The sequence below is a fragment of the Kitasatospora sp. NPDC091276 genome (genome assembly GCF_040684355.1).
Classification (GTDB): domain Bacteria; phylum Actinomycetota; class Actinomycetes; order Streptomycetales; family Streptomycetaceae; genus Kitasatospora.
In genome coordinates, this window is the sequence record NZ_JBFBFU010000002.1 from 25,992 (window position 1) to 42,907 (window position 16,916).

The following is a 16,916-nucleotide window of genomic DNA, read 5'->3' on the forward strand; positions in this document are numbered from 1 at the left end:
ATCCCATGATCACCACCCGTGGTGTCGACCTGCGCGTCGGCGCCCGCCTCCTGCTGTCCGACATCACCGTCCACATCGCCCCCGGCGACCGGATCGGCCTGGTCGGCCGCAACGGCGCCGGCAAGACCACCCTGCTCGCCACCCTCGCCGGACAGCTGCCGCCCGCCGCCGGGACGGTCACCCGCACCGGCCCCGTCGGCTACCTCCCGCAGGACTCCCGCGCCGCCGACCCGTCCGCCACCGTCACCGACCGCATCCTGTCCGCCCGCGGCCTGGCCACCGCCGTCCGCGCGCTGCGCGCCGCCGAGGAGGCGATGGCGCAGGCCGACGGACCGCACGACCAGCGCCGGGCGATGGACGTCTACGTTCGCGCCGAGGCCGAGTTCCAGTCCCGGGGCGGCTACGCGGCCGAGGCCGAGGCCGCCCGGGTCGCAGCCGGCCTCGGGCTGCCCGCCCGGGTCATGGACACCCCGGTCGGCACCCTCTCCGGCGGCCAGCGCCGCCGGGTCGAGCTGGCCCGGATCCTCTTCGCCGACCACGGCACCCTACTGCTCGACGAACCCACCAACCACCTCGACGCCGACTCCGTCGCCTGGCTGCGCGGCTTCCTCGCGTCCCACCAGGGCGGGCTGGTCCTGATCAGCCACGACCTCGGCCTGCTCGCCGACACCGTCAACCGGGTCTTCCACCTCGACCCGCAGCGCGCCGCGATCGACGTCCACAACACCGGCTGGCGGGCCTACCTCGACCAGCGCGCCGCCGACGAGCGCCGTCGCACCAGGGAACGGGCCAACGCCGAACGCAAGGCCGCCGCCCTGCACGCCCAGGCCGACCGGATGCGGGCCAACGTCGCCACCGCCACCAGCGCCCGCAGCATGGCCCGCCGCGCCGACCGGATGCTCGCCGACCTCGAACCCGCCCGGCAGGCCGAACGGACGGCCCGGATCCGGCTGCCCGAACCCGCCCCCTGCGGCCGGATGCCGCTCGGCGCGATCAGCCTCGCCAAGGCCTACGCCGGCCGCCCGGTGCTCACCGGCCTCGACCTGGCCGTCGACCGGGGCAGCCGGATGGTCGTGCTCGGCCTGAACGGGGCCGGCAAGACCACCCTGCTGCGCGTCCTGGCCGGCCACGAGAGCCCCGACACCGGGCGGGTGGTGACCGGCCCGGGCCTGCGGCTCGGCTACTTCGCGCAGGAGCACGACACCCTCGACCCGGCGCGCAGCGTCCGCGACAACCTCGCCCAGGCCGCGCCCCACCTGAGCGACGGCGAACTGCGGCACGTCCTCGGCGCGTTCCTGTTCCGCGGCGACGACGCCGACAAGTCGGCCGGGGTCCTCTCGGGCGGTGAGAAGACCCGGCTGGCGCTGGCCGGCCTGGTCCACTCCGGCGCCAACGTCCTGCTGCTCGACGAGCCCACCAACAACCTCGACCCGGCCTCCCGGGCGGAGGTGCTGGCGGCGGTCGGCACCTACCCGGGCGCGATCGTGATGGTCACCCACGACCCGGGTGCCATCGAGGCCCTGCGACCCGACCGCGTCCTGCTCCTCCCCGACGGCGACGAGGACCTGTGGCACGACTCCTACCTGGAGCTGGTCGCCCTGGCGTGAGCGGCGCCGCCTGACGCCGTCGCGTGACAGCGCCACCTGCCAGCGCGGCTGCGCCCCGCCGGTCTCCCCGGCGGGGCGCAGCCGGGCCTGAACCGCCCTACGGCCTGCGCGCCTCGATCAGGAAGCGCGCGGAGTGGGCGACGAACGGCCCCTCCGCCCGGATCAGGGCGTCCAGTTCGCGCAGCCGGTCCAGGTAGGCCGCCACGGTGAAGCCCGGGACCATCCAGATCACCTTCCGCAGGATATGGCGGGACTGACGTTTCCGCCCAGCTCAGGGGCATGATCGACCATCCGGAGTCAGCAAAAGGTCAGCAAGACTCCCGGAGGTTCCAACCACCATCGCGACCACAGGCCTCACCCGCGGCATGGGCAGCTTCTGCAAGGAGTGCGAGCACCCCGAGTCCCGCTGGAGCAAGTACCCGCACGAGTACAAGATCAGGTACCGCAACGCGGCAGGACGCCAGACGGAGGAATCCGGCTTCGCCACTCAGGACAAGGCCAAGCGAGGAGGCCGTCCGCAACAGCTGGAACACTGCGGCCGCCGGGGGCTCCTACGTCGTCTCCGCCGCACCTTCCACCTGGTACACAGACTTCCGCGCCGACATCGCACGCATCGACGTACCGGTCCCGATCCTGCACGGCACCGGCGACCGCATCCTGCCCGTCGACAACACCGGACGGCCCTTCCGCCGGGCACTGCCGTCCGCCGAGTACGTCGAGGCGGCCGGCCCGGGGGCATCCCCGGGCCGGCCGGCCTGCTGGTGCGGAGCGTCGTGGTGCGGTGCGTCCGGACCCGGCCCGGTCGGGTCGGGTCGGGTCCGGACGCGGGCTCAGTACCTGGTCTTGATCTCGCTCCGAGGGTACGGCAGCGTCCAGTAGTGCTTCTGCCAGATGCCGAGGGTGAGGATCACCCCCTTGCTGCCCCGGCGGTTGTTGGCCTCCGCGATCCCCTTGCCCATGCTCTTGACCAGGAAGCCGAGTGCCTTGAGGATGCCGCCGATGATCTTCGCCACGAAGTGCGGGAAGAGTCCGACGATCAGGCCGATGATGCTGCTGATCGAGCCGGTGTTCTTCAGCAGCTTGGCGACGCGGGCGGCGCCCGCCTTGCTCATGGTGGCGTTCCAACTCTTCAGCCAGCGCAGACCGTCGAGGTCGGCCATGGTGATCGGGTCGACCGGGTAGCCGTAGGCGTTCGGCGAGCCCTCCAGGACCGGGTCGGTCTGGAGGAAGCGGCCGGTGGCCGGGTCGTAGACCCGGACCCCCATGAGGATCAGGCCGCTGAGCGAGTCGCTGGCCCGCAGTTCCCCGCCGTGCCAGCCGTACTCGGTGGTGCCGGTGGCGTCGGCGACGTTGCCGTACTCGTCGTAGTGGTAGACGGCGAGGTCCTGGGTGCCGTCGGGCGACATCTGGACCGAGGCGTCGCCGTGCAGGTTGGTGAGGACCAGGACCGCGCCGCCGTCGGTACCTGTGGCGGCCACGAGCTGACCGCCGAGGTCCGTGACGTTGCGGGTGAGCTTGCCGTTGACCTCGCTGGTCCAGGTCGGCTTGTCGTCGGTGCCGTCGTAGTGGTGGGTGGCCCGGGCCGTGACGGTCCAGGTGCCGTCCTCGCCCCTGGTCTCCGTGGTGGCCGTCGCGAGGCGGCCCGCGGCGTCCAGGTCCCAGGTCTTGCGGGTTCCGCCGAGCGTCTCGCTGCGGATCAGGTCGGTGGCGTGGTAGCTCAGCTGGGTGCCCCGGGGCAGCGTGGTGGTGCGGCCGAAGGCGTCGTACGCGTAACCGGGGTCGGTGATCCGGTCCGCGGCGTCGTAGCCGTGGTTCTCGGCGGTGGTGACGGCGTCGGCGGTGGCCGGGTCGCAGTCGTCGCCGACCGTGGTGCGCTTGGTGCGGTTGCTGCTCCGGTCGAATGCGTAGCTGCGTGTGGCGCAGTCCAGGCCGTTGCCGGAGACGGCCTTCAACAGGCGGCCGGCGGCGTCGTAGGTGTAGTCCTCGCTGGTGCTGTTGCCGTCGGTCTGGGTGCGTCCGGCCTGCTGCCCGTGGACGGTGAAGCCGGCGGTGTCGGCGAGCAGGACGGTCCCGGCCTGGGTGGCGTAGGTCTTGCCGGTCTGGATGCCCCGGCTGTCGTAGGAGCTGGTGAGGGTGTTGCCGCCGGGCAGCGTCTGGGAGACCAGGCGGCCCTCGACGTCGTAGCCGGCGGTGAAGGTGCCCGCGACCGAATCGGTCATGCTGGTGGGCAGGCCGCGCGGGTCCTTGGCGGTGTCGTAGCCGTAGGTGACGGTGGAGGGCACCGAGTCGGACTTCTTCACCACCCGGTCGAGCCGGTCGTACTCGGTGGTGGTGACGCTCCCGGCGCCGTCGTCGTAGGAGACGGGGCGGCCGAGCCGGTCGTAGCCCTGGGTGACGGTCGCCGTCCCGTTGCCGGTGGTCGACGGCTGGCCGGTGGCCTGGTCGTAGCCGTACACGGTGTCGGGCACGGCGGTGCCGGTGCCGCCCGTCACGGAGACCTTGGTCGGGCGACCGGCGCCGTCGTAGGTCCGGGTGGTGGTGCGGGTGACGCCGTTGGCGGACTCGGTGAGGACGGTGACGTTGCCCCAGCGGTCGTACTGGTACGTCTTGGTCGGCAGCTGCGCGGGGGCGCTGCCTCCGGTGACCGCCGCGGCCGGGGCGGTGGAGCAGACCAGCCCGGCCCATTCCGGGCGACCCGCGCACGAGCCGGTGGCGCCGGTGCCGTAGTAGGTGGTGACGGTGGTGCCCGCGTCCGAGCCGTCGGAGTTCGGGCGGGACTGCGAGACCACGCGGCCGCTCGCGTCGTAGCCGGTGGCGGTGGTGATCTTCAGACCCATCGGGTCCTGGACGGACCGGGTGGGCAGGCCCTGGGCCCAGTCGTAGCCGGTGGCGGTGGTGCGCACGTCCGCGTCGGCGGCGTAGCCCTCGATCCTGGCGCCGACCGCGACCGAGGTCTCCCGGTCACTGACCGCGGCGTTCGCCGGGCGGTTCTCGTCGTGGGTGGTGACGGTGTGGGCGCGGGCCGGGACCTCGTCGCCCGCGACCAGGGCGGGGCTGGTGCCGGAGGCCGCCAGGTCGTGCTCCAGGGTGACGAGCTGCAGCGGGTCGTACTGCTCGACCAGTCGCTTGCCGTCCGCCGAGTACACCGACAGGGCGGACAGCATCTGGGCGCGGTCGGCGGTGGAGCGGCCGGCGATGCCGAGGGCGCGCAGTTTGCCCAGGCCCTCACCGGTGGCGGCCAGGGCCAGGATACGGTTCTCGGCCGAGAGGGTTCGCACCGGGCTGCCGTGGGCGTTGTACTCGGTGGTGACGATTCCGCCGCCGGGGGTAGCGATGTTGACCTCGCGCCCGGAGGCGTTGGTGTAGGTCACCGAGGCGCGGGCGTAGGCGGCGGTGCCGAGGGCCTTGCCGTCGTGGCCCGCCGGTACGGCGTCGGGCGGCAGTACGGCGGTGGCGTCGGTCGGGGCGTCGCTCTGGCCCCAGGCGGCGACGTCGGAGGGGCCCAGCGGGTACGGGGCGTTGGCGCCCGACAGCGGCACGTCGTACACCATCGAGGTGGTCGCGGTGCCGTCGGTGACGTCCTTGCTGCCCTGCTTGAGGGTCGCCCGGGAGGCGGCCAGCAGCATGCCCTCGCCTGCGGTGGCGGCGTTGCCGGCCTTGCCGTACTCCAGCGTCCAGGGCAACTCTCCGGGCTGGGCCTCGGTGGCGACCCGGCCGGCGGCGTCGTAGGTGTAGACGGTCTTCAGCGCGGGACTGATCAGCGGGTCCCAGACCTCGCGCAGGCGGCCCTGCTCGTCGTAGGCGTACTGGGAGACGGCCACGGGGGTGGCGCTGCTCGCGGCGGGCTCGGTGGACCACAGCCGGATCTGCTTCACCTGGCCGGCCACGTCGCCCAGGGCGGCCGGGGTGGCGGTGGTGGCGGTGGCGTAGACGTACTCCAGAACGCGGCAGCCGGCGGTGGCGGGCGCGGCGGCGCAGTCGGCGGAGGCGGTCCCGGCGGTCGGCGCGATGACGTACTTGGGGCGGGCCAGCGTCCGGCCGCCGGCCACGACCTTCTCCGAGACCACGGAGGTGGTGGAGTCGGCGCTGGGCAGCGAGGAGCCGGTGGCCTGCCAGGTGGTGGCCGCCGGGTCGACCTTGCCGAAGGTGACGGTGGTACCGGCGGTGTCCTTCAGCGTGAAGGCGCCGGTGAACGCACCGCTCAGGGTGAGGTCCGCCGCGCCCGGCTCCGGCTTCCAGCCGCCCGCGCCGGTCGCGGTGAAGCCGATCTCACCGCCGGCCGAGGAGACCACCGACACCGAGGTCGGAGAGGTCTGGCGGACGTAGGAGTAGGCGGTCTCGGTGAGTTCGGCGGTGGTGCCGGAGCTCCACTGCGGGCCGAAGATCGCCGCCTGGCCCTCCTGGGCCGAGCCGTTGAGCGGCCGGCGGGAGGAGAACGAGCGCTCGGCGCTCAGGCCGAAGCCCTGGGCGTCGGTGGCCGAGAGCGTGAGGTCACCGGTGAGGGTGTTGACCTGGCCGGGGCCGACCGGGGTCTCGGGGGCGTCGCCGGCGTGCCGGTCGACCGTGACGGTGGTCGGCTCGGTGGCGTCGGTGGCGGTGCCGTCGGTGAACACTGCGCGCACGTCCACCGGGCCGTTCTCGGCCAGGGTGTCGGTGATGTTCCAGGTCAGCGCGGCCGGCTTGCCGGCGGAGGCGGCGAACGGCCAGGCGGCCACCGGCTTGCCGTCGGTGGTGGCGACGTTGGCGACCGGCACGTCCTTCCAGGCGTCGGTCTCACCGCGGCGGTACTGGTAGCGCACGCCGGTGTAGGTGCTGTTGCCCTCCGCCTGGAGCGAGGTGCGGCGGGCCGGGCGCTCGCCGGGGCCCGGGGCCACCAGGGCGGAGCCCTTGCCCGCGTAGAAGGCGTGGGTCTTGTCGGCGGAGACGTTGCCCGCCGCGTCGCGGGTGTGCGCGGTGACCTTGTGCGCCCCGGCCTTGAAGGTGAGCTTGGCCGAGACCGGCGCGCCGGTGGTCGCCACCGTCGCCCAGGCGCCGCCGTCCAGCCGGTACTGGACGTCCTTCACGTCGCTGGTCGGCGGGGTGAAGGTGAAGGTGCCGCTGTAGTCGCCGTTCGCGTCCGGGGAGCCCGCCCACTGGCCGGCCGGGAAGTCCGTGGAGGAGACGGTGGTGGCGCCCGGCGCCGTGGTGTCCACGGTGAAGGTGCGGAAGCCCGACCACGCGCTGTTGGCGGTGCCGTCCCAGGACCGCGAGCGCCACTTGTAGGCGCCCGGCACCAGCGCGGTGCCCGGCGTCCAGGTGAAGGTCGAGCCGGAGGCGGCGAGGCCGGTCCGGCCGGACTGGAGCGCCGCGGTGCCGGTGGACGTCCAGACCTCGAAGTCCAGGGCGATGTTCCCGCCGTCCGGGTCGGTCGCCTTGGCGGACAGCGTCGGCCTGGCCTCGTTGGTCAGCGCGGCGTTCGCCGGGGAGACCAGGGTGGAGACCGCCGGCGGGGTGTTGTACGTCACCGACAGGTACGGGGTGTTGGACGACGCGTTGCCGGAGTTGAACTTCTTCCAGCCGTATGGGTCGGCCTCGTCGGTGGCCCGGATGCCCAGGGTGTTGTTGGCGTTGCCGTTCCCGGCCCAGGCCTTGACCAGGGCGGTGATGTCCTGGTTCACCCAGCCGTCGTTGCAGGAGCTTGAGTAGCCCTTGGTCGCGGTGGAGGTGGCCCACTTGCGGTTCCAGTTGGGCTGCGCCGTCCAGCGGGTGGCGGTGGTGGCGCTGCCGGTGTCCCAGACCTCCCAGCTCTTCGCCGTGCAGGACCAGCTGTGGAAGTTCCACAGGTTGAGCTTGCCGCCGGTGATCTGCTTCCCGCTGATCTTCGCCATCGGGAACTGCAGGAAGGAGCGGGCCACCTGGCCGGAGCCGTTGTTGCCCAGCTTCAGCTCGGTCTGCGCGGAGACGTCGGTGCCGTAACCCTGCTGCACGAAGGTGTCGAAGCCGACGCCGATGTTGACCGCGGGGTCGACGGTCACCGGGTAGACGGTCCTCGGGTCGGTCAGGAAGGCGGCGTCCGGGGTGAGCGTCAGATCGATCGCGTCGCCGTCCTGGGTGACCTTCAGCCCGACCGGCGCGGTGCGGGTGTGCTCGCCGCTGCGCTCGTCGACCTGCGCGTCCCACATCACCGGCGCCGGGAGCTGGCCGGCCTCCTGGCCGGTCTTCGGGTCGAGGAACGACACCGAGCCGTCCGGGTTCTGCCGGGCCCGGAGGCCGTCCGCGTCGAGGGTGAGCGTGACGCTGCCGTTGGCGGCCACCGCCGAGCGGTCCTTGAGCTCCAGGAACTGCTCGAAGCCGGTGCGGGTGGACTCGATGACGAGGTCGGTGGCGGTGAGCGCGTCCGCGTACCGGGCGCGGGCGCCGTCCAGCGTGGGGGCGGGCAGGGCGCCGCGCCAGGACAGCGACATGGCGGTGCCGTTGCCGTTGTCCAGCGACACCAGCGGGGTGCTCGGGGCCTTCTGGTCCCCGGCCTGGGCACCGGCGGCCTTGAACGCCGACACGGCGGCGGGCGGGGTGGCGCCGGCCAGGGCGAGGTTGAGCGGGTGGCCCTTGGCCTTGACGCTGCCGTCAGGCTGGCGGGCGAGGTCGACGTCGATCGGCTGCAGGCGACCGGCCGCGTCCTGGTAGCGGACCGGCCCGGAGGCGACGTCCAGGGTGGTGGTGCCGTCCGGGTTGATCCAGGTGGTGGTGGACTCGGTACGCTCGTCGACCACCTCGATCCGACGGTCCTCCAGCCGGGCCTTGAGGTGGGCGGTGGCGAGGTCCTTGGCCTCGGCCGGGCCCAGGGACCGGGTGGGCCGCGGGGCCTGCTCCGTGGTGACGGCGACGGCCTGACCGGTCGTCATGATGACGACGGCCGACTCGGCGGCGAGCACCACGGCCAGGGCGACGGCGGTGTTGCGCAGCGCGGTACGGCGGCGGGTCGGCAAGGGGGACGGCGCGCCGGTTGCGGCCCGGTGCCGTGGCGGTTCGCCCGTGGGGCGTGGCATGGAACTCCTCGATGGTCTGTGTGGGTGACGGTTCTTTGTGGTGTCGACGGTTCGTCGGGTGAGGGCCGGCGGTTCGGGAGGGCCGGTCGTTGGAGGAGAGAGGAAGGATCGACATGACGAGCCCATGAGAGTCATGGCGAAGTAAAGCAATCGCAATGAATCAGCCAAATTGCCAGGCGGTCGAAATCGATCGAAAACCGTCCGGAAGATTGGAAACCATTCGAGCCCGGCTACCGCGGATCGAACGGATGCCGACCCCTGGCGGCCCGTGCCCGGGCCACCAGCGCCCACGCCCTCGAACGGGCCGCCGTCCCGTCAGGAGCGCAGGCGCGCGTGCTCCAGGCCGCCGCCGGGACCGGCACACGACCACAGGGCGGCCTGGACCTTCGCGGCGACCGCATCGCCCGACGGCTAGGCGGAACCGGCCGACAGGGCCAGGTGGACCGGTAACACCGAGGTCAGGACCGCCCGGAGGCCTCGGCGGCAGGCGGGGCGTCCCAACCGATCGACCTGGCGGAGGGGCCGTCCCAGCCGATCCCGCCGCCCGCACCCCCGGCGGCGAGGGCCAAGGCGGCGGAGGCGGTGAGGGTGGCGAGAGCGGGGACGACCGGGGCGGCGAGGGCGAGGGACACGAGGACGGTGGCGAGCGGGCGGACGGACACGACGGAGTCCTGTTCTGTGCGGGAACCAGGGCGAGGGCGCCGGAATTCTGGGTGTCCGGGCTTTGGCGAGAGAGCGCGCACGGCGAATCCTCCCCTCCACGAACCGTCACGGGAAGCGGATCCGGCAGGCAGGATCAGGCCAGGCAGCTTGCTGCAAAGAGGCCCGGACGACCTGGGCGGGGGCGTTGACCGGATCATGCCTTGCAAGGGTGTCCACCCGGCGGAAAGATCGACAACGGGCCGATCGGGAATACCGAATCGACCACGGGGATCGGGGGCGCGGAATGCTGGAACTGCTGGGGTTGGACACCACCGCGGAAGCGGTCTACCGGGAAATGCTCACCGACCCCGACGGAGGGATCGCCGAAATCTGCGACCGGCTCGCGCTTCCCGAGGCCGCCGTGCACACCGCCCTCGACCGGCTCGCGGACCTCACCCTGCTCCGGGCCTCCCGCGATCGGCCCGGCGCGCTGCGACCGGTCAGCCCGGAACGCGGGCTCGACCTCCTGCTGCGCCGACAGGAAGAGGAACTCGCCTGCCGTCAGCAGGAGTTTGCCGCCTCCAAGGCGGCCGTCGCACGCGCCCTGGCGGCGTACGCGACGCTGCGCACCGACACCCCGGTCGGCGGCCGCGAACGGCTCGTCGGGCTGGACGCCATCCAGGAGAAGCTGGAGATGCTGAGCGCCCGGCTGACCACCGAGGCCCTGGCGGTGATGCCCGGCGGCGCCCAGTCCGCGGCCAGCCTGGCCGCCTCCCGCCCCCTGGACGAGGAGGCCCTGCTGCGCGGGGTCGGCCTGCGCACCATCTACCAGGACAGCGTCCACGACGATCCGGCGACCCTCGGCTACGCCCGCTGGCTGGTCGGCCTCGGCGGCGAGGTGCGGACCGCTCCCGTCCTGCCGCCGCGGATGCTGGTCTTCGACCGGAGCACCGCGGTGGTACCGATCGACCCGCAGAACACCCGGGCCGGCGCCCTGTGCACCAGGGAGCCGGGGATCGTCGCCCCGCTGGTCGCCCTGTTCGAACGGACCTGGGAGGCCGCCGTCCCGATCGCCGACGACCGCGCCGGTGGGGAGCCGGTGGGCCTCAGCCCCGGCGAGCGCGAGGTCCTGCGCCTCCTCTCCACCGGACTCACCGACGAAGCGGTGGCCAAGCGGCTCGGCGTCTCGGTCCGCACCGTCCGGCGCCAGATGGCGGCCCTGATGGAACGCCTCGAAGCCGCCAGCCGCTTCGAGGCCGGGCTGAAGTCCGCCCGGCGCGGCTGGCTCTGACCGGGCCGAAGGCGCGGAGGCCGGTCACGGAGAGGCTTCCGAAACGAGAACCGCTTCCGGGAGCAGCTGCACATCGGCGACCACCACACCCCGTACAACGCCGCCCCGAAGGCACCGGCCACGAGGTAGCCCGCACCCCGTGCCTCGGCGGCGGCCCGGAGGCGGACCGCCCTCGGCGCTGGATCGGCTCGGCCGCGAAGCACCGTCCGTCCGCGCACGGGCGGCGCCTTCTCACGTCGGGCCCTGATCGGGAAGGCCCGGGTCGGACGTCCGAACGGTCAGCCGCCGAGAGGGCCCGACACGTCCGCCACGGTGGGTGTACGCCTGCGACCTGCCCTGCGGCGCGGCTGCCACACTGCAGCCATGACAGAGGAAGGGACGGAGCAGGATCGGCCCCGCCGCCGTTCGCCCACCGCCCGCCCACCGGCCCGCACCGGTCACGCGTCCAGTCCGGTCGGCCATCGCGGCAGCAGATCCGAGGTGACGCGATGACCTCCGCGGATCTGGCGATCATCACCGGGCTGGTCTTCGTCTGGGGGATGCTCTCGGCACGACTGGAACGCTTGGACATGACCGCGCCCATCGTGTTCACCTCAGCCGGCGTCCTGCTGACCCACGGCCCGCTGACGCCGCTCGGGATCACCCCCAGCCCGGAAATGGTGAAGGTCCTGGCCGAGGCGACTCTGGCGCTGGTGCTGTTCTCCGACGCCTCCCGGGTCGGGCTGCGCCAGCTACGCCCGGATCTGGGGCTGTGCCTGCGTTTGCTGCTCCTCGGGCTGCCGCTGTCCATCGGACTGGGCACACTTGCCGCCTTCGCCCTGCCCGGGGTGGGGACCGTCTGGCTCGCCCTGCTCGTCGGCTCGGCGCTGGCGCCCACCGACGCGGCTCTGGGTGCGGCTGTCATGGTCGATCCGGCGGTCCCGGCCAGGATCAGACGGCTGCTCAACGTCGAGAGCGGACTCAACGACGGGATCGCGACCCCCGTCGTGCTGGTCGCCATCGCGGGGGCGTCGACCGCCGAACACGTCGGCAGCACCGGACTCGGCAAGGCCGTGGCCGAACTCGCGCTGGGCCTGCTGATCGGCGCTGTGGTCGGCGGGGGCGGCGGCCGACTGATCAAGCTGGGCCGCGACCGCGGCTGGGTGGCGGAGGGCTTCGCCGGCGCCGCGGTCCTGGGCCTGGCACTGTGCTGCTACGCCACCTCGGTGGCGCTGGACGGCAACGGGTTCATCGCGGCGTTCACCGGTGGCTTGGCCTTCACCGCCGCAGGCGGCCCGGCGGCCGCGTTGGTCCCCTTCGTCGAGGAGACCGGTGCCCTGCTCTCCCTGCTGGTCTGGCTGATCTTCGGCGTGATCGCGGTGGTACCGGCGATGGAGGCTCTGACCTGGCAGACGGCGCTGTACGCAGTGTTTAGCCTGACGGTCGTCCGGATGCTGCCGGTGGCACTCGCACTGGCGGGGACCCGTCTCGGCCGACCCGCCGTCCTGTTCCTGAGCTGGTTCGGACCACGCGGCCTGGCGTCCGTCGTCTTCGGACTGCTCGCACTGGAAGACCTCGCCGGGCCCGTGGCTCGGCCCGCTGTCACCGCGATCGCCTTCACGGTGCTGCTCAGCGTCCTAGCGCACGGCCTCAGCGCGGACCCGCTGGCCAAGCGCTACGGACCGCGCCTCGCCGCACCACAGGGAACGCCCGCCTCGCCGGCCGAAATCCCCGAGCGACGCCTCATCCGCCGCACCCCGGCCGACAACCGTCTCAGCGGGCGGTGAGCTCGTCGCCGGCGACGCCGAGGCCCGGCCCCACGCGGGGCGCGCACGGCCGGACCGCTGTCGGGAGCCCAGGCGGCCCGGATTCCGGAGAGGCCGCCTACGCTTCGAGTCCGGCTTCGCCTTCGGCCACGGCGATGACGTACCCGAGGGCCTCGGTGATGTGGGTGGCCGCGGACATGACCCGGGCGGTTCCCACGATCGGAGCGATCGCGACCAGGACGTCCTGCATCTGGGCGGGGGTCAGGTCGGTCTGGATGGCCGGATCGATGTGGGCGAGGTAGGACACCGCCGGTGCGTCCATGGCCGCGAGTGCGGCAATACGGGTGAGGATGAGCATGTCCGGGGGCAGCCCGCACCGCTCGACGGAGTCGAGGGTCATGGCGGCCAGGGTGTCGAGGACGGGGGTTTCGGACGATGTCGCCATGCTGAGCCATCTCCAGGGTGCGCCGGAGCCGACGCGTCAGTAGCGAGAAGGAACCCTGCGTCGCACCCCCTGTTTCAACTCTAGGAACACTCCTGCCGAGACGCATCCCGACTGCACGGGCAGCATTTCGGGGAGGCGGCAGACGCGCACCCGGCACTGGTGCCGATCCGCGCTGAACGCTGCCGGCAGCGTCTTGGGCGCGGCGTCGCCTCCCTGGTCCCGGAGCCTCAACCACCTGCGGATGGGCCGCCTTCGACCGTGGGTGCCGACGGCACCGGAGGGGAGCCTCCCGGTTCGGAATCCAGGAACTCCCGGATCGCGAACCCGGCCAGCACCACGACGACGATCCACAGAACCACGACCGCCGTCGGGTAGTTCCAGGTGGCGAGGACGACCGCTGCCACAACCAGGATGGCGGCGCCGATCCAGCGCTTGCAGCGGTGCACGAAACGGCCCACCGGCCCGAGGCGCATGCCGTGTGACGTCGCCACCTCGCGCAACGCGCCGATCAACGAGCTGCAGGCGCTGCGGACAGCGACGGCGGCCCTGGACGGGCCGATCAGGAACGCGCCGGCAGCCGCCACCAGCGCCGTCACGCCGACGACCCGGATGCCTGCGCGCAGGAAGCGGATCAGTGCGTCGTAGATCGCGCCGGCGGCGGCCTGGGATGCCCCCGGCGGCAGGTGATCGAGGTAGAACGACCGGAAGACCGTCAGCACGGCTCCCAGCAGGAGCATGGTGACGGCCACCCCGAGGGCGGCACCGATCAGGCCGCGACGCCGGTTCACGGCGGTGAACACGCCGGCCGCGGCGATCAGCACCGCGATGACCGGGAGCCAGGACCCCATGATCTCCAGAAGCCGGAAGTAGCTCTTGACCTTGCCGATGTCCTTCGAGGCGAACACCACGAAGCTGGTGTGCACCTCCGGAATCTTCGCGGCGGGTCCGAAGCCGGAGCTCACCAACTGGTCCTTGACCTTGGCGACGATCGGCCCGATATCGATGGCGACCTGGTTGTTCTCCAGCGAGACCGCTCCCCCGCCCTTGCCCGTCAGCGCCTTGTCCAGCGAGGAGTGCACCACCCGGTTCGCGTCGACCCACAGGGTCGCGAACTGATCGCTGGTCACCACCTTGTTCACGGTGGTGCTGACCAACTGCGTGAGGCCGCTGGTGATCGGCCCGCTCAGGCCGCCGATCAGCTTGCCGAGCTCGGGTGGCGCACCCTGCTGGACGGCTGCCTGGGACAGCTCGTTCACCACGGCCTTCACGTCGATCTGGGCCAGGACCTCCGACGTGACCCGATCGGTGAGCGCGGCCTGGACATCCGGATTGCCGGCCAGCGGCGCGACCGTGGCGACGTACCGGTCGGTGTCGCCGACGATCGAGTTCGTCCAGACCGCGATGACCGAGAGCAGCGCCAGTAGAGAGGAGATGACGATCAGGACGACCGCGCCCGACGTACGAAGCCGGTGGTGCCGGTCCCCTGACGGCTGTGCGGACGCCTCCAGGGCGCTGAGACGGTGCCGCAGCTGGTCCAGCTCACTGCGTTCGCCCGTCGAGAGCTCGGCCGGCTCGGGCCGCCCGCCGTGAGCCGACCGCTCGCCCTTGCCATCCGGCGGCCTCGCGTCCCCCGATCCCCCCCCCCGGATCCGGCCCTGACGCATCGGCGGGCATCACATACTCCCTGGGTCAACTGTCCTGGACGAGATGGTTGACGATCGGCTCGCCCCCTCCAGGAAATGCCCGACGTGCCGGGACCGCCACCGGGAGCGCTCACGCAGGTGACCAGCGCAGCCTGCGGCCCAACCAAGACCATCGGCGCCGGGACTTCCGCCGGTCCCGCACTCGACGGGTCCACGTTCTCGGATCGATGTCACCGGCTGCTTCCACCGTGCCGGTTGTGACCCGAATCCGCGGCGTGGCCCGATGAAGAGCTCACCGCGAAGATCCGTGAGTGGTGCTTGTGGAAGCGTCACTCGACTTCGGTGACGGAGCCGTGCACCGCCAGGCCTCGGGTACGGGCGCGATGCGGTGTCCTCTCGAACCCCTCGACGCCCGTGTCGGCCGACTCACCGGGCTGGCCGACACGGCCCCCGGCAGAACGATCCGGGCCTCGCCTCCACCGTCTTCAACCAGGCCGCGCTCCTCGCCTCCGACCTCGCCCTACCCGACTACGCCCGCGACCTGTGCCACCGCCACGCCGCCCTCTACCTCACCCGCGGCCCGCTCCCCTCGACGAGCGCCATCCGCGGCCTGGAGCCGATCGTCAACCTCGCCCGCCTCCACATCCGCGCCGGCCACCACCGCCGCGGCCGCCAACTCCTCCTCGGCCTCTACCGCGCCGTCACCACCGCCACCAAGTCCTCCCTTGACGGCATCACCGTCCCCGCCCACCTCACCGAGACCGGAGAGCAGCGCAGTGAAGTCCGCCAGTGGCTGTGGCGGGTCATCATCGCCGACGGAACCCGCGCCCTCACCTCCACCGGCCGCTGGACGGACGCCTTGCACCACATCGAGGAACACCCCGGCATCGGCCAACGCATCTTCGACGGCCGCCAGGTCGCCATCCTCGCCGCGCCACCACCGCCGGCCTGCCCGGCCTGTTGTGAGCCACAGCGCATATCTGATGGTTCATCAGATATGGTCAGCAAGAGGTCAGCATAGGTACGAGCAGACCCTGCCCAACAAGCCCGGACGCGAGACTCGGCCACTGTCAGCACCCTTACCCGCGGAGGCCCCCAGCTGGAGGCCCATGGGTCCCATCGCACTGGCTGAGCAGGCCGCCCAACACCTATCGAATCGCTCTCGACGCGGGACTGCACGGGACATCTCTCCAGTTCAGAGCACTTTTCGAGCTGTCTCCCGGACAAACGGTGCTCACACTGGCAGGGGCGGCCAGCCGGACCTTCCAGACTTCCCTCGACTCTTCCATATCTGTACGATGCGGACACCGGATCAGTCGATCTACTTGCGCGCCTCCATCAGGAAACGCGCCGAGTGGGCCACGAACGGGCCCTCGGCTCGGATCCGGGCGTCCAGCTCGCGCAGCCGGTCCCGGTAGGCGTCGACGGTGAAGCCCGGGACCATCCAGATCACCTTGCGCAGGAAGTACACCACCGCGCCGATGTCGAGGAACTCCATCCGGAGCCGCTCGGAGCGCAGGTCCACCACCTCCAGCCCGGCGGCCCGCGCGGCGGCGCTCTCGTCCTCCGGGCGGCGGGCCCGGCGTGCCTCAGGCTGCGGGCCGAGGAAGTACTCAACCAGTTCGAAGCCGGACGCCGGCCCCACGTGCTGGGCGCAGTAGGTGCCGCCGGGCCGCAGCACCCGGGCGATCTCCGACCACCAGGCCTTCACCGGATGACGGCTGGTGACCAGGTCGAAGGCCCCGTCGCCGAACGGCAGCGGCGGCTCGTCCGGGTCCGCGACCACCACCACGCCCAGCGGGTGCAGCAGGCCGGTGGCGCGCGCGACGTTCGGCGGCCAGGACTCGGTGGCCGCCATGGTGGCCGGAAGCGCTCCGCGCTGCGCGGGGGCGGGCGCGCCGGGGGCGGACTGTCCTGCGGTGGACTGTCCTGCCGTGGGCTGTCCTGCGACGGGCTTCGCAGCGGCGAGCCGGGCCGCGCCGGCCAGCACCTCGCCGCCGCCCGTCTGGATGTCCAAGGCCGCCGAGGCCCGGCCCAACTGCTCGGCCAGCAGCCGCTGGTAGCCCCAGGACGGCCGTTCCTCGGTGGCGCGGCCGGAAAGCCAGGAGAAGTCCCAGCCGTCCACGGACACCGCCTCGGCCTCGGCGATCAGCTCTTCGAAGGTGCGCATACCGTCATCATCCCGGTGGCCCGCCCGCCCGGCGAACGGTTTCACCCGCCGGGTCGTCCCGCAGACCGACATCCGTGGCTCCACCTACTGGGCCCTCCCCCAGCCCCAGCTCATCACCCTCGCCTCCGAGGCCGGCTTCACCGCCTCCCGCTGGCAACCACCCGCCCTAACGGGCTTCTTCCAATGGGCGGCAGCAGCCCGGATCGGTCGTAGTGGTGCGGGGTCCGCACCGTGACTCCGGCGAATCGGGAGACCTGCCCTGCCGACCAGCTCATCGTTCTTCCCTGGGCCGTGCCGTTCCGCTGTGCCCCACCGTGCGGCCTGACATGGGGTAGGGGCCGAGATTCG

Annotated in this window: 8 protein-coding genes and 4 pseudogenes; 5 read left to right on the forward strand and 7 right to left on the reverse strand. The window is 72.4% G+C overall.

Annotated features, from left to right (window positions below):
• Window positions 1-5: 5 nt before the first annotated feature.
• Window positions 6-1,607, forward strand: coding sequence for an ABC-F family ATP-binding cassette domain-containing protein (locus tag AB0O19_RS02225; RefSeq protein ID WP_363617083.1), 1,602 nt, complete (start codon window positions 6-8; stop codon window positions 1,605-1,607).
• 97 nt (window positions 1,608-1,704) lie between these two features.
• On the opposite strand, the pseudogene AB0O19_RS02230 reads toward AB0O19_RS02225, so the two are convergent.
• Window positions 1,705-1,854: pseudogene (locus AB0O19_RS02230) on the reverse strand (SAM-dependent methyltransferase); the annotation flags it as partial.
• A 239-nt stretch (window positions 1,855-2,093) separates the two neighbouring features.
• On the opposite strand from AB0O19_RS02230, the pseudogene AB0O19_RS02235 reads away from it, so the two are divergent.
• Window positions 2,094-2,327: pseudogene (locus tag AB0O19_RS02235) on the forward strand (alpha/beta hydrolase); the annotation flags it as partial.
• Window positions 2,328-2,437: 110 nt separating this feature from the next.
• On the opposite strand, the gene AB0O19_RS02240 reads toward AB0O19_RS02235, so the two are convergent.
• Together AB0O19_RS02240 and AB0O19_RS02245 are read right to left on the reverse strand one after the other, a co-directional pair.
• On the reverse strand, window positions 2,438-8,632 hold the full coding sequence (locus tag AB0O19_RS02240) for a DNRLRE domain-containing protein (protein ID WP_363617085.1): 6,195 nt from the start codon (window positions 8,630-8,632) through the stop codon (window positions 2,438-2,440).
• A 458-nt stretch (window positions 8,633-9,090) separates the two neighbouring features.
• Window positions 9,091-9,294: a hypothetical protein gene (locus AB0O19_RS02245; RefSeq protein WP_363617087.1), complete on the reverse strand. Its 204-nt coding sequence runs from the start codon at window positions 9,292-9,294 to the stop codon at window positions 9,091-9,093.
• 284 nt (window positions 9,295-9,578) lie between these two features.
• Here AB0O19_RS02245 and AB0O19_RS02250 point away from each other — a divergent pair, with 284 nt between their 5' ends.
• Window positions 9,579-10,565, forward strand: coding sequence for a helix-turn-helix transcriptional regulator (locus AB0O19_RS02250; protein WP_363582661.1), 987 nt, complete (start codon window positions 9,579-9,581; stop codon window positions 10,563-10,565).
• A 488-nt stretch (window positions 10,566-11,053) separates the two neighbouring features.
• Entirely contained in the window at window positions 11,054-12,331 is a 1,278-nt protein-coding gene (locus AB0O19_RS02255) for a cation:proton antiporter (RefSeq protein WP_363617089.1), read from the forward strand.
• Between the two features lie 97 nt (window positions 12,332-12,428).
• On the opposite strand, the gene AB0O19_RS02260 is transcribed toward AB0O19_RS02255, so the two are convergent.
• A complete protein-coding gene (locus AB0O19_RS02260; RefSeq protein ID WP_363617091.1) occupies window positions 12,429-12,755 on the reverse strand; it encodes a carboxymuconolactone decarboxylase in 327 nt (108 codons plus the stop codon).
• A gap of 227 nt (window positions 12,756-12,982) precedes the next feature.
• Window positions 12,983-14,419, reverse strand: a complete 1,437-nt coding sequence (locus tag AB0O19_RS02265) for a hypothetical protein (RefSeq protein WP_363617093.1) — start codon at window positions 14,417-14,419, stop codon at window positions 12,983-12,985.
• Window positions 14,420-14,781: 362 nt separating this feature from the next.
• Here AB0O19_RS02265 and AB0O19_RS02270 point away from each other — a divergent pair.
• Window positions 14,782-15,332 (forward strand): annotated as a pseudogene (locus AB0O19_RS02270) (hypothetical protein); the annotation flags it as partial.
• Window positions 15,333-15,719: 387 nt separating this feature from the next.
• Here AB0O19_RS02270 and AB0O19_RS02275 read toward each other — a convergent pair.
• Window positions 15,720-16,568: a methyltransferase domain-containing protein gene (locus tag AB0O19_RS02275; protein ID WP_363617094.1), complete on the reverse strand. Its 849-nt coding sequence runs from the start codon at window positions 16,566-16,568 to the stop codon at window positions 15,720-15,722.
• A 164-nt stretch (window positions 16,569-16,732) separates the two neighbouring features.
• Window positions 16,733-16,843: pseudogene (locus AB0O19_RS02280) on the reverse strand (MerR family DNA-binding transcriptional regulator); the annotation flags it as partial.
• Window positions 16,844-16,916: the final 73 nt, after the last annotated feature.

What these genes read in the sequence shown, in the direction of transcription:
- AB0O19_RS02255 (WP_363617089.1), top strand. Translation starts at nt 11,054, where the DNA reads ATGACCTCCGCGGATCTGGCGATCATCACCGGGCTGGTCTTCGTCTGG.
- AB0O19_RS02275 (WP_363617094.1), bottom strand. Translation starts at nt 16,568, where the DNA reads ATGCGCACCTTCGAAGAGCTGATCGCCGAGGCCGAGGCGGTGTCCGTG.
- AB0O19_RS02260 (WP_363617091.1), bottom strand. Translation starts at nt 12,755, where the DNA reads ATGGCGACATCGTCCGAAACCCCCGTCCTCGACACCCTGGCCGCCATG.
- AB0O19_RS02225 (WP_363617083.1), top strand. Translation starts at nt 6, where the DNA reads ATGATCACCACCCGTGGTGTCGACCTGCGCGTCGGCGCCCGCCTCCTG.
- AB0O19_RS02240 (WP_363617085.1), bottom strand. Translation starts at nt 8,632, where the DNA reads ATGCCACGCCCCACGGGCGAACCGCCACGGCACCGGGCCGCAACCGGC.
- AB0O19_RS02250 (WP_363582661.1), top strand. Translation starts at nt 9,579, where the DNA reads ATGCTGGAACTGCTGGGGTTGGACACCACCGCGGAAGCGGTCTACCGG.
- AB0O19_RS02265 (WP_363617093.1), bottom strand. Translation starts at nt 14,419, where the DNA reads ATGCGTCAGGGCCGGATCCGGGGGGGGGGATCGGGGGACGCGAGGCCG.